This is a genomic window from Streptomyces sp. CB02056 (assembly GCF_001905545.1).
GTDB lineage: Bacteria > Actinomycetota > Actinomycetes > Streptomycetales > Streptomycetaceae > Kitasatospora.
Window position 1 is genome coordinate 762,972 of record NZ_LIPD01000001.1, and the last position, 12,819, is coordinate 775,790.

Below are 12,819 nucleotides of genomic sequence, written 5' to 3' on the forward strand. Positions count from 1 at the left end.
TGAAGTCCTAAGCGGTCAGAGGAAGTAGAGGCGGCTGAGGGAGACGCTGTCGGCGGGTTCGGAGCGCAGCGGCGAGCCGTCCAGGGAGACCAGCCCGGTCTCGGTGACCTCGACGTGGCCGATGCGGGCGTTGCGCACCATGTCGCGCGGTCCGATGCCGCGGGTGTTCCGTACGCCGACCCGGCGGCGGCGGGTGGGCAGCCCGTCGGCGGCCTGGTCGAGGTAGGCGCCGTCGGCGGCGGCCTGGGCGACGAAGGCCACCGAGATGTCGGCGGCGGTCGCGCCGTGGGCGCCGAACTGCGGTCCCAGGACGAGCGGTTCGCAGCGGTCGGTGGAGGCGTTGGGGTCGCCGACCACGCCGTAGGCGGGGAAGCCGGCCTTGAGGACCAGCTGCGGCTTGGCGCCGAAGTGGTCGGGGCGCCACAGCACGATGTCGGCGAGCTTGCCGATCTCGATGGAGCCGACCTCGTGGGAGAGGCCGTGGGCGATGGCCGGGTTGATGGTGAGCTTGGCGATGTAGCGCAGCACGCGCTCGTTGTCGTCGCCGCTCTCCGTCGTCCCGTACGAGCCGGCGCCGTCGAGCGGGCCGCGTTCGGCCTTCATCTTCCCGGCCATGGCGAAGGTGCGGCGCACGGTCTCGCCGGCCCGGCCCATGCCCTGGGCGTCGGAGGAGGTGATGCCGATGACTCCGAGGTCGTGCAGCACGTCCTCGGCGCCCATGGTGCCGGCCCGGATGCGGTCGCGGGCCATCGCGGCGTCGCCGGGCAGGTCGGGCTTGAGGTCGTGGGCGGAGACGATCATGTCGTAGTGCTCGCCGAGCGCGTCCCGCCCGAACGGCAGCGTCGGGTTGGTGGAGGAGCCGATGACGTTCGGCACGCCCGCCATCTTCAGCACGTTGGGGACGTGTCCGCCGCCGCAGCCCTCGATGTGGAAGGCGTGGATGGTCCGGCCGTCGAGGACCTTCAGGGTGTCCTCGACCGAGAGGCACTCGTTCAACCCGTCGGTGTGCAGGGCGACCTGGACGTCGTACTCCTCGGCGACCCGAAGCGCGGTGTCCAGGGCGCGGGTGTGCGCGCCCATGTCCTCGTGCACCTTGAAGCCGGACGCGCCGCCCTCGGCCAGCGCCTCGATCAGCGGGGCCTCGTCGGAGGACGAACCGCGGCCCAGGAAGCCGATGTTGACGGGCCAGGCGTCGAAGGAGTTGAAGGCGTGCCGCAGCGCCCAGGGGGAGTTGACGCCGACGCCCCAGACCGGGCCGAACTCCTGGCCGATGATGGTGGTGACGCCGGAGGCCAGCGAGGCCTCCATGATCCGCGGCGAGAGCAGGTGGACGTGGGTGTCGACGGCGCCGGCGGTGGCGATCAGGCCCTCGCCGGAGACGATCGTGGTGCCGGTGCCGACGACCACGTCGACGCCGTCGAGGGTGTCGGGGTTGCCGGCCCGCCCGATCGAGGCGATCCGGCCGCCGATCAGGCCGATCGAGGTCTTGCGGACGCCCTGGACCGCGTCGATCACCAGCACGTTGCTGATCACCACGTCGCAGGTGTCGCGGACGGCGGCGGGCTTGAGGTGCAGGCCGTCCCGGGCGGTCTTGCCGAAGCCGGCCAGGAACTCGTCGCCGGGCGCCTGGGAGTCGGACTCGACCCGGACGATCAGTCCGCTGTCGCCGAGCCGGACCCGGTCCCCGGCGCGCGGGCCGTGCACGGCGATGTAGTCGTGCGGGGTGATCGCGCTCACGAGGGCACCTCCGCGTCGTCGAAGCCGGTCAGGTAGCCGGTCGCGCGGGCCTTCGCCAGGGCGGCCTCCTTCGCGCCGGGCGCGTCCAGCGGCCCGTCCACGAGCCCCGCGAAGCCGATCGCGACCCGCTCTCCGCCGATCGGCACCAGGCCGACCTCGACGGTGGCGCCCGGGTCGAAGCGCACCGAGGAGCCGGCCGGCACGGCCAGGTGGGTGCCGTAGGCGGCGGCCCGGTCGAAGGCCAGCCGGGGGTTGGCCTCGAAGAAGTGGAAGTGCGAGGTGACCGAGATCGGCACCCCGGAGGTGTTGTGCACGGGGAGCAGCAGCGTCTCCTCGACCGGGTCGTAGCCGGCGCCGTCGCCGATCAGCGCGCCGCCGGGGGCGTCGTCGCCGAGCGAGCCGGCGCCCTTGAACGGGTCGGTGACGACGGCGAGGCGGGTGCCGTCCTCGAAGACCGCCTCGACCTGGACGACGGTGACCACGTCCGGCACGCCGGGCAGCACCTCGTCGGCGGTGAGCACGGAGCGGCCGGCCTCGATGGCCTCGGCGAGGCGGCGGCCGTCGCGGGCGGCCTCGCAGACGGTGTCCGCGATCAGGGCGGTGGCCTCGGGGATGTTGAGGCGCACGCCCCGGGCGCGGCGGGCGCGGGCCAGTTCGGCTGCCGTGAAGATCAGCAGCCGGTCCCGCTCGGTGGGGGTCAGTCGCACGGTTCCTCGCTCGCGGTCGCCGGGGACGGGGGTCTGCTCGGGGCCTCGGGGCTGTCGGGGTCGATGTTAGAACGGCGTTCAAACATCTCGGGGTCATTGAACCCGCAGCGGGCCGCCCTGTCCAGCGTTGCCGTTCCGCGGGCGTTCGGCCCGCCGGGCGGGGGACGGGGGTGAGCGGGCGGGAGTGGGGGCGGGGGCGAAGAGGACCGGGTGGGCCGGTGCCCGGACCCCGGCGCGCGGCGGGAGCGGGGCGGGGGGCGCGTGGTCGGGCGCACGGTCGGTACGGGCGCCGGGTGTGCGCGGGATCGGGTGGGGGCTTCTTCGAAAACAGCCTCTGCGCTTCGCAAACCTGTCCGGCGCGGGCAGTTGGATCACGCGAACCACCCCGTGCCCCTTTCACCCCACGTGATCGGACGCACACTGTTGCAAACGCCGTCAACTGGGCATGAGGATGAGTGGTCAGAACGAGGGGGCCACCCGGCCGGCGGGGGATCCGGAGGCGGGGGCCCGGATTTCAGGGCGGGGGCATGTGTTGATGGACGGTCAGTCGCGATTCCCGCGGCAGCGGACGAGTTCCGGCGACGCCTACCGGTCCGGGCCGGTCCAGGCGCCGGTCGCCGGCACCGGGACGACCCTGCCGGGTGCGCCGGCACCGGGGTGTGCCGTGCACCGGAGACTGCACCTCACGCTCGATCCGGCGGATCTCGTCGGGGTGGGCGCGGTGCGGCGGCGGTTGCGCTCGGCGCTGAGCCACTGGGGGGTGCCGGAGCTGTCCGACACCGCCGAGCTGCTCTCCTCCGAGCTGGTCACCAACGCGCTGCTGCACACGGGCAAGGGCGCGGTGTTCGACGCGGAGCTCGGCTCGGACCACCGGCTGCGCATCGAGGTGCAGGACGGCACCAGCAGACTGCCCGGGCGGCGGCGCGATCCGGAGGGCGAGTACGCGACCTCGGGGCGCGGCCTGCTGCTGGTGGAGGCGCTCGCGGACTCCTGGGGCGTGCAGCTGCGCGGCGACGGCAAGGTCACCTGGTTCGAGCTCGCCATGCCCTGAGTCCCGCCTCCGGGCGGCGTGCTCCGGGCCGTGCGTTCCGGGCCGTGTGTTCCGGGTCGGCGGCAGGACGTACGATTGTTCGCCGTCGATTGATTCGCTGTCGAAGGAAGCCCAGAACAGAAGGCGGAACGGAAGATTTCCGGCCCGTTGGCATTGCCGCTCGGCCGAACATTGGCCAGGATGGTGGGAATGTGTGTCCACGTGCGGGAAGCAGCGGGGAGACCGAACCTCGACTGGCGACCGTCCGTCGCACCGTCCTATCCAGCACGACCCATCACAACGCCACGCGGCCCGTCCGGACGGTCGGCGCGGTCCGCCACGGCAGCGGCAGGAGCAGCATGCCCACTGAGCCCGAGTCGCCGGGGCCGGCGCTTCCTCCCGGCGCGGCGCCCGTCGTCGAGCCGCGGACGGTGGCGCCGCGAGCCGTAGAGCCGAGGACCGTGGAGCCGCGCACCGCCCGGCCGAGAGCCGTCGAGCCGCGTGTCGCCGAGCAGCCGGGCGCCCCGGAGCCGCGCACCTCCGGGCAGCCCGCCGCCGGCCCCACCACCACCGGGACGGGCCGGGCCCGGCCGCCCGCCCAGTCCTCGCGCCGCGGCTCCGCGGTGCGCCCGTCCCCGAGCCTCGCCGCCGCCCGGCTGGCGCCCGTGCTGTCGGGCGGCCTGCCGCCGTCCTCCGCGGACACCATGCCGGACTGGCTGGAGCCCGCGATGGCGGCCAACGGCATCGGCTCCTTCGACTGGGACATCCGCCGCGACGTCCTGGAGGGCGACCAGCGGGCCTGTGCGATCGTCGGACTGGACGCCCTGGGGCAGAGCCGCTTCGACCGCACGGCCGCCTCCTTCCTGGCCATGCTGCACCCCGAGGACGCGCCCGTGGTGCGCCGCCGGGTCGAGCGCGCGGTGTCCGAGCTGGGCCAGTGCGGCGCCTACTACCGGACGGTCGGGGCGAACGGCGGCATGCGCGCGGTGCGCTTCCGCGGCCGGGTGCTCGCCGACGCCTTCGGCCGGGCCTCCCGGATGGTCGGCTTCGTCTGGGACGCCACCGTCGAGCTGCACAAGCGGGACCACGCCGACCGGATGGCCCTGCTGCGCGAGGAGCGCTCCCGGTTCATCAAGGAGGCGGCGCGCGCCCTCTCCGAAGCCGTCACCGTGCGTGACGTGGCCCGGGTGTTCACCGAACTGCCGCTGCCCGGACTGCCGCCGGACGGCCTGGTACTGGCCTCCTTCGAGGCCGGACGGGCGCAGATCCTCGGCGCCTCCGGCTACCGCTCCGACTCGCTGGCGGTCTGGGACCGCACCGTGCTGCCGCCCGGCCACCCGGCCGCCGAGGCGCTGCGCCACCGCGCGCCGGTCTTCGTCTCGACCCGCGAGGACTTCCGCGACGGCTACCCCGAGGTGTGGGAGCAGACCAGCCGCACCGGCCGGGGCTCCTGGGCGTACCTGCCGCTGGTGGCCAGCGGCCGGGCGATCGGCGTCTGCGTGGTCAGCTTCGACGACGAGCGCGAGCTGGACGCCGACGAGCGCACCCTGCTGACCACCCTGGGCGGGCTGGTCGCCCAGTCGCTGGCCCGGGCCCGGCTGCACGACGCCGAGCACGAGCTCGCGGCCGGCCTCCAGCGGGTGATGCTGCCGCGCACCGTCCCGTCCGTCCCGGGCGTGACCACCGCCGTGCGCTACATCGCGGCCGGCTCCGGCCTCCAGATCGGCGGCGACTGGTACGACGTGGTGCCGCTGCCCGGCGGACACGTCGGCCTGGTGATCGGCGACGTCCAGGGCCACGACGTGCACGCCGCCGGGATCATGGGCCAGCTGCGGATCGCGCTGCGCGCCTACGCGGCCGAGGGCCACCCGCCCGCCGCCGTGATGGCCCGCGCCTCCCGCTTCCTCGCCGACCTCGACACCGACCACTTCGCGACCTGCACCTACGCCGAGGTCAACGTGGACTACGGCGTGGTCTACGCCGTCCGGGCCGGTCACCTCGACCCGCTGGTGCGCCGCGCGGACGGCACCGCCGCCGTGGTGCCGGTGGCCGGCGGGCTGCCGCTGGGCATCGACCCGGACCAGGAGTACCGGGTCACCCGGTTCAGCCTGGACCCGGGCGAGACCGTGCTGCTCTGCACCGACGGCCTGGTCGAGGCGCGCGGCATGGACCTGGACGAGGGCATCGCCCGGCTCGCCCGGGCGCTCGCCCGCCCGCTGCCGGACGCCGGGCAGGCCGCCCGCGACCCGCTGGAGGAGCTGGCTGAGCGGATCGCCTCCCAGGCCGCCGACTCCAGCGAGCGCGAGGACGACATAGCGCTGCTGCTCCTGCGCTGGGACGGCCCGGCCGGCGGGCTGGCCGCCCAGCAGCTGCGCCGCCGGATCGGCCAGGCCGACCTGGCGCGGGTCGCCGAGGTCCGGGCCGAGCTGCGCGACGCGCTGCGCCGCTGGGGCGTGGCCGAGTTCATCGACACCGCCGAGCTGCTCTCCTCCGAGCTGGTCACCAACGCCATCCGGCACACCGACCGGGACGCCATGTTCACCGCCCGGCTCTACCGGGAGCCGGAGGCGGACGGTGGCCGGGCCCGGCTGCGGGTCGAGGTGGAGGACGAGTCGGACCTCTGGCCGACCCGCCGGACGCCGGGGGAGCAGGCCTCCTCCGGGCGGGGTCTGATGCTGGTCGAGGCACTCGCGGACTCCTGGGGCGTGGAGCCGCGCGGCTCCGGCAAGCGGATGTGGTTCGAGCTCAGCGGGACGTCGGCGGCCTGAGCGCCGGCCCGGGGCCTGGGCTCCCGGGGCGTCGACGGGGGAGCGGTCAGCCGAACTGCTGCTCCAGGTCCTTCAGTTTGCGTTCCATCTCGTCCAGCCGGGGCAGCGTGACGGTGTCCTCCTCCAGGGTGAGGTCGATGGTGCGCCGCTCCGGACGGGCCGGCAGGCCCGGCTGGACGACCGTGCCCTCGGCCGGTTCCACCTCGCGCGGACCGGCGGGGCGCTCCACCTCGGGACGCTCGGCCCCGACGCGCTCAGCCGGCACCCGCTCCGTCGACACCCGCTCCGTCGAGACGCGTTCCACCCCGGGGCGGTCCGTCGCGGCGGCCGTCGCGGGCTCCGCGCCGGACCCCAGCCGCCGCGCCGTGCCGCCACCGCGCCGCCAGGCGCTGTGGGAGCGGTTGATCGCCCGGATCTCGGCCCGTTCCCGGCGCCCGGCCAGCTTGCGGCGCTGCTTCTCGTCGGCGCGCTCCCGCTTGTCGTCGCGCACCTCCTCGACCGCCTCGTCCAGGCTGCGGACGTTCTCCAGCAGCATCAGCGACCAGGCCGCGTAGGTCTCGCGCGGGGCGCGCAGCCAGCGGACGATGCGGATCTGCGGCAGCGGGCGCGGCACCAGGCCTTGCTCGCGCAGCGCGGCCCGGCGGGTCTGCTTGAGCGCCCGGTCGAACAGGATCGCCGCGGAGAGGGACATGCCGGAGAAGAACTGCGGGGCGCCGGCGTGGGTCAGGCCGCGCGGGGCGTGCACCCAGTTGAACCAGGCCGAGGCGCCGGCGAAGAGCCAGACCAGCAGCCGGGAGCCGAGCGCGGCGTCGCCGTGGCTGGCCTCGCGGACGGCGAGCACCGAGCAGAACATCGCGGCGCCGTCCAGGCCGAACGGGACGAGGTACTCCCAGCCGCCGGACAGGCCCAGGTTCTGCACGCCGAAGCCGACCAGGCCGTGGAAGGAGAGGGCGGCCGCGACGCCCGCGCAGCAGAACAACAGGGTGTAGGAGGCGCCGCCGTACAGGGATTCCTTGCGGCGGCGCCGTTCCTCGGAGCGCTCCCAGGAATCCGTGCCGGCGGTGGAGGAGGCGGACCCCCGGCTGCGGAGCAGGGCCACCAGGAGTGCGCTGACCAGCAGCCCCACGACCACGGTGATCGCCCATCCGAGCGGTATGTCGGACAATTTCATCGCCGAAACCAGCCTCGCTTTCCTGCGTCGCTTTTCTGCGTCGTGACGGCGGGGACCATCATGGCGGACGCGCGGCGAGGAAATGGCCGATTCGCCGTCAATGCGCTGAGGAGAGGGATTTCTGACCCGGTTGCCATCGCATTGTCATGCGAATATGAAGCGGGCTTTTCCCGGAATCGCGGGCTTTTCGGACCTGATATCGGACAGGTTTTCGTCAACGCCGCGTGACGCGCGGACAGCCGCCGCACATGCCCTTCGGATCGGCGGTGTAGACGAGGCAGCAGCTGGCCCGGGAGCGCTCCAGGGCCGGAGCGCCGCCGCCCCCGGGCGCCGGGGGCGTGAATCCGGCGCCCGGGATGAAGGGGGCCGGAGCGGGGCGGTCGCCCGCGCCGGGCGTGCGCGCGGGGTCGGGGGGCCCGCCGGGCGCCAGCAGCGCGGACAGTTCGGCGCGCGCCCGCTCCCGCTCCCCGAGCAGCCCGCCCGCGTAGCAGAGCCCCTCCACCACCGCGTCGGTGGCCATCGCCCACAGCACCCGGGGCCCGCGCCGCGCCTCCGGGCCGAAGGCGGTGAGCACCGGGGCCAGGAAGGCGCCCAGCGCGGACCGCAGGGTGGCGGCCAGCGCCGCCTCGTCCGGCACCGTCCGGGCCCACTCCGGGCCGACGGCCGTCCCGGGCTTCGAACCCGCCCCCGACCCGGCCGCCGGGTCGTCCGGAAGGCAGGCGAACTCCGCCGGGCGGACGGTCAGTTCGACCGCGTCGGGGCGCCGGCGCAGCGCGACGTCCCCGAGGCTGAGCAGCGGGACGCGCCGCTCCAGGAACCACGGCAGCGTGAACAGCAGCGAGACCGGCCAGACGAAGCGGTGCAGCCCGAAGCCGGCCGCGACGTCCGGGCGCAGCGGCTGCCCGTAGCGGGCGAGGCCCTGCCGGGCGTCGTGGGCGATCAGCTCGCGCACCGCCTCGGGGCGGGCGGCGAGGTCGGCGACGGGCAGCCAGCCGCCGCCGCGCCGGGGCGGGGCGCAGCGCACCGTCAGGACGGGGGTGAGCCCGGACAGCCGGTGGTACGAGGGGGCGCCCGGGGCGGTGGGGGCGGGGGTGCGCGCCCCGGTGGCGCGGGGGACGCGCGGCCTGGGGCCGGGCCGGGTGCTGCTCGCGGTCATGGACGGCCCCATCGGGTCGACCGGGGCGCCCATGGTCCGCCCGGCGGTGCCCGGCCGGGTGGTGGCGGCGCCGGACGCGGCCGGACCGGGGCATGGCGGTGCCCGGGGAACGGCAAGGCGACCTGGCCGGGGTACTGCTCCCCCCAGCCAGGTTAGCCTCACCTTAGCTGATCGTCCCCCCGGTCTCGCTGGTGATGCGCCCGTCCGGGGGAGCACCGGTTGTGCGGAGGGCGTTCAGCTGGCGCGCGAGCCAGACCGGCACGCCGCCCAGGGCGTCCACCAGTCGGGTCGCCTCGGCCCGCAGCCGCGCGGCCTCGGGCGGCTCGGACACCTCGGCGAGCGCCGCGAGCGCCGGCGCCACCCCCACCGTGAAGCCGAGTTGCTCGCGCAGCCGCAGGGAGGCGTCGAAGCCCTCCCGGGCGTTCCCGCGCTCCCCGCGCGAGAGCGCCAGCGCGGCCAGGTGCCGCCAGGTGTACGAGCGCAGCAGTTCGTCCCCGCGCTCGCCGGCGCCCTCGTGCGCCCGCCGGTAGGCGATCCAGGCGGCGCTGCGGTCGCGCAGCAGGTTCTCGGCGACCAGTCCGCGCCGGAAGTCCAGCAGCGGGCGGCCCGGGGCGTCCGGCGGCAGCAGGGCCGAGGTGCGGCCGAGCGCCGCCTGTGCCTCGTCCAGCCGGTCGCGCGGGCCGAGGACGCTCGCCACGTACGCGAGGAAGCCGCGGGCGCAGGCGGCGGCCGCGCGCTGCTCGGTGCCGGAGGCCAGGGCCTCCGCCAGGCGCAGCGCCTGTTCCGCCTGGGTCCAGTTCGCGGCGGTGAACAGGCACTGCTCGATGAGGAGTTCGGCCCGCCCCAGGGCCGCGTCCGGGTCGTGCTCGGCGGTCGGTCGCAGTAGTTCGGCGGCCTCCTGCCAGCACCCCCGGGACCTCAGCCGCCACACGGTGTCACCCGGCTCCTCCGCTGCCGCCCGCCCCCGCCCCTCCGGGTTGCTCGGGTCCCATCCGTGCTCCGACAACGCCACCTCCTTGTGTGCGCCATCCGGCATGGGCACGGACCTGCCCCTGAGGCCCTGTCGCCACGACCCGCACGCATGGCGACGACAGGGCGAAAGGCCCGCGCTGTGGCGGCAATTCAACACGGGGGTGAGCTTGTGCACCAGATCACGAGCGAAGGTTGTTGCTTTTGGAAGAGAAATGATCTAGGGGTGCGCGAGGGAAAGGGGCCGGAGGGGGCCGGTGGGGCGGCCCGGCGGGGCCGCCCGGTGGGTCAGGAGGTCCAGCCGGTCTCCATCAGGGCCTCGGCGGCGCCGTTCGCGGGCTGCGGCACGCCCGCCAGGTCCAGGCTGAACAGGGCCACCAGCAGCTGTTCGCCGCGCACGGTGGCCTGGTGCGAATAGCCCGCGAGGGTGAACATCGCGGCGGCCATCTCCTCGGCGTGCAGGGTCTGGAGCCAGAGGCACTCGACCGACTTCACGTCGGCGGGCTCGGTCCAGGTGTCCACCTGGGCGACCATCCGGCCGCCCAGCAGGGTGACCCCGTCGCGCTCCTGGGACTCGGTGAGCTCCAGGTCGTCGAAGCCGAGCCACTCCAGGTAGCGGGCGGCGGTGAACACCGCGTCCTGCGAGGTGCGCACCGGGTGCGGGCGGAACGGCGCGCGGTGGCGGAACGGGCGGGAGCGGCCGGTCGGGGACGGTGCGGGCGGGGCCGGGGCGGGGGCGTTCGCCGGGTGGGCCGGGAGCGGGCGGGCGGCCTGCGGGCCGGGGGCGGCGAGCGGGGCGGCGGTGCCGGTGCCCAGGCGGGTGGCGCGGTCCACCGGCAGCCGGACGGTGGCGCCGCAGTTGCAGGTGAACTCGGGCTGCGGCCACTGGTCGGAGCGGCCGCAGTGCGGGCAGCGCATGCTCAGCCAGGAGTCCTCCCAGGACCGGAAGCGCACCTGCACCGGCACTCCGCCGCGCAGCAGCGGCACCTTGAGCGAGGCCCCGCACGGACAGGGGAGGGAGGGCGGTTCGTAGAGGTGCTCGCGGCGGCAGGCGGGGCAGCGGATCGCCCGGGCGCCACCGCCGGGCCCCGTCCGAGCGGGGTCGTGTCCGGTGAAGTCGTCGGGCAGTCCGGCCATCGCGGGCTCCGTCCGTCGGTGTCGGGTGGGTGGGACGTCTCCCATGCTCCCCGAAATGTCCGGCGCAGGACGCGGAATGGGGCAATCCTCAGGGACGGATCAGGGGATCCTGCCTGCTCGGGTAGGGAAGGAATCCTTCCGGAGGGGGATGCCCGGCGCGGCGGACCGGGACGTTCAGCCGGCGGACCAGCGGGCCAGGTCGGCGGGGGTGTCGAGGTCGTCCGGGGCGGCGACGTCGGCGCACTCGACCAGGACGAGCTCCGCCGCGTGCGCCGCCAGCAGGGCGCGGGCCCCGGCGTCGCCGAGGGCGCCCGCCGCCGCCTCGGCGAAGTGCCGGGCGCCGATCAGCACCGGGTGTCCGCGCCGCCCCTGGTAGGCCGCCGCGGCCAGTTCGGCGCCCGCCCGGTGGGCGGCCAGCAGCCGGGCCACCGCGGCCGGGGTGACGCCGGGGGTGTCCACCAGCATCACCAGTGCCGCCGAGGCGTGCGGCGGCAGCGCGGCCAGGCCGGCCCGCAGCGAGGAGCCCATGCCCTGCGCCCAGTCCGGGTTGCCGACCAGTCGGCAGCCCGGCAGGTGCGCGGTGGCCCGGACCCGTTCGCCCGCCGCGCCCAGCACGACCGTGACCTCCGTGCAGCCGCCGGCCCGGACCACCGCCACCGCGTGCTCCACCAGCGGCCGGCCCCGGTACCGGAGCAGCGCCTTGGGCCGCCCGCCGAGGCGCCGCCCGCCGCCGGCGGCGAGGACCAGGGCGGCGACCGGGCCCGGTCCGGCGGGTGTCGGCGCTGTCTGCATGGGGCCAGCCTGCCCGGTCGGGGCCGGGGCGCGCATTGTGGGAAGCCACAAGCGGAGGCGGTGCGCGGCGGCCGCGCACCGGCGGTTCGGCCGCTGGCCGGGGCGGGCCCGGCCCGCCTGTACTGGGCCGATGAACACCGCCCCGTACAACACCGCCCCGCACAGCCCCGCCCCGCGCACCGCGCCTCCGTACGACACGCGACCGCACGACACCGAGGCCCGCGACCCCGCCCCGCCCCCGCTGGTGGACCGCTTCGGCCGGGTCCACACCGATCTGCGGGTCTCGCTGACCGACCGCTGCAACCTGCGCTGCACCTACTGCATGCCGGCGGAGGGGCTGCCCTGGCTGGGGCGCGCCGGGCTGCTGGGGGACGACGAGGTGGTCCGGCTGGTGCGGATCGCGGTGGAGCGGCTGGGGGTGCGGTCGGTCCGGCTGACGGGCGGGGAGCCGTTGCTGCGGCGGGGGTTGGCGGGGCTGGTCGGGCGGATCGCCCCGCTGGGGGCCGAGTTGTCGTTGACCACGAACGGGATCGGGCTGGCGCGCGCGGCGGCCGGGCTGGCGGCGGCGGGGCTGGGGCGGGTGAACGTCAGCCTGGACACGCTGCGTCCGGAGCGCTTCGCCGCGATCACCCGGCGGGACCGCATCGGTGACGTGCTCGCGGGGCTGGCGGCGGCGAGGGCGGTCGGGCTGGGGCCGGTGAAGGTGAACGCGGTGCCGGTGCGCGGGGTCAACGACGACGAGATCGTGGAGCTGGTGGAGTTCGCCGTCGGGCACGGGTACCGGATGCGGTTCATCGAGTCCATGCCGCTGGACGCGCAAGGGGCGTGGGACCGTTCGGCGATGGTGACGGCGGCGGAGGTCCTGGCGGCGCTGGGGGAGCGGTTCGACCTCGTCCCCGTCGGCCGGTCCGGCAACGCCCCGGCGGAGGAGTGGCGGATCGCCGGTACGGACGCGGTCGTCGGCGTGATCGCCTCCGTCACCCGGCCGTTCTGCGGCGGCTGCGACCGGGTGCGGCTGACGGCGGACGGGCAGCTGCGCGCCTGTCTGTTCGCGACGGAGGAGTCGGACCTGCGGGCGCTGCTGCGCGGCGGGGCGGACGACGCGGCGATCGAGGCGGCCTGGCGGGCCGCGGTGGCGGGCAAGGGGCCCGGACACGCCGTCGGCAGCGCGGAGTTCGTCCGGCCCGACCGCCCGATGTCCGCCATCGGCGGCTGACGGCGCGGCCGGGGCTGGGGCCCGGACCAGGGGGTGAGCGGGTGTGAGCTTCGACATGCTCGGCGGGATCGCGTGGCGTCGGCTTGACCTGCCCCCGGGCGGCTGGTCTGCTGGCTTGCCGTCAACCCGCCCCTGA

Annotated in this window: 10 protein-coding genes; 3 read left to right on the forward strand and 7 right to left on the reverse strand. The window is 75.7% G+C overall.

All coding sequences use genetic code 11. The features are described from left to right. Positions 1–15 precede the first annotated feature (15 nt). Together AMK13_RS03385 and AMK13_RS03390 are read right to left on the reverse strand one after the other, a co-directional pair. Positions 16–1,737 (reverse strand): urease subunit alpha, encoded by a 1,722-nt coding sequence (locus AMK13_RS03385; protein ID WP_380718008.1) that lies wholly within the window; start codon positions 1,735–1,737, stop codon positions 16–18. After that, positions 1,734–2,444, reverse strand: coding sequence for an urease subunit gamma (locus tag AMK13_RS03390; RefSeq protein WP_049658208.1), 711 nt, complete (start codon positions 2,442–2,444; stop codon positions 1,734–1,736). The genes AMK13_RS03385 and AMK13_RS03390 overlap by 4 nt, the downstream gene beginning before the upstream one ends. A gap of 664 nt (positions 2,445–3,108) precedes the next feature. Here AMK13_RS03390 and AMK13_RS03395 point away from each other — a divergent pair. After that, positions 3,109–3,495: an ATP-binding protein gene (locus tag AMK13_RS03395; protein WP_049658213.1), complete on the forward strand. Its 387-nt coding sequence runs from the start codon at positions 3,109–3,111 to the stop codon at positions 3,493–3,495. A 338-nt stretch (positions 3,496–3,833) separates the two neighbouring features. After that, the gene (locus AMK13_RS03400; protein WP_079271782.1) at positions 3,834–6,242 is read left to right on the forward strand and encodes a SpoIIE family protein phosphatase; all 2,409 of its coding nucleotides are present in this window, start codon (positions 3,834–3,836) and stop codon (positions 6,240–6,242) included. 46 nt (positions 6,243–6,288) lie between these two features. Here AMK13_RS03400 and AMK13_RS03405 read toward each other — a convergent pair whose 3' ends face one another. From AMK13_RS03405 to AMK13_RS03425, 5 genes are all read right to left on the reverse strand, one after another. Next, the gene (locus AMK13_RS03405) at positions 6,289–7,413 is read right to left on the reverse strand and encodes a DUF2637 domain-containing protein (protein WP_074001020.1); all 1,125 of its coding nucleotides are present in this window, start codon (positions 7,411–7,413) and stop codon (positions 6,289–6,291) included. Between the two features lie 214 nt (positions 7,414–7,627). After that, on the reverse strand, positions 7,628–8,569 hold the full coding sequence (locus tag AMK13_RS03410; protein ID WP_074001212.1) for a (2Fe-2S)-binding protein: 942 nt from the start codon (positions 8,567–8,569) through the stop codon (positions 7,628–7,630). 163 nt (positions 8,570–8,732) lie between these two features. Further along, on the reverse strand, positions 8,733–9,605 hold the full coding sequence (locus AMK13_RS03415) for a hypothetical protein (protein ID WP_049660965.1): 873 nt from the start codon (positions 9,603–9,605) through the stop codon (positions 8,733–8,735). Between the two features lie 221 nt (positions 9,606–9,826). Continuing rightward, entirely contained in the window at positions 9,827–10,675 is an 849-nt protein-coding gene (locus AMK13_RS03420; protein ID WP_241852729.1) for a hypothetical protein, read from the reverse strand. 174 nt (positions 10,676–10,849) lie between these two features. Beyond that, positions 10,850–11,467, reverse strand: coding sequence for a nucleotidyltransferase family protein (locus tag AMK13_RS03425; protein WP_074001021.1), 618 nt, complete (start codon positions 11,465–11,467; stop codon positions 10,850–10,852). Between the two features lie 130 nt (positions 11,468–11,597). On the opposite strand from AMK13_RS03425, the gene moaA reads away from it, so the two are divergent. After that, complete coding sequence (moaA, locus tag AMK13_RS03430; protein ID WP_079271783.1) at positions 11,598–12,683, forward strand: GTP 3',8-cyclase MoaA; 1,086 nt, start codon at positions 11,598–11,600, stop codon at positions 12,681–12,683. Positions 12,684–12,819 lie beyond the last annotated feature (136 nt).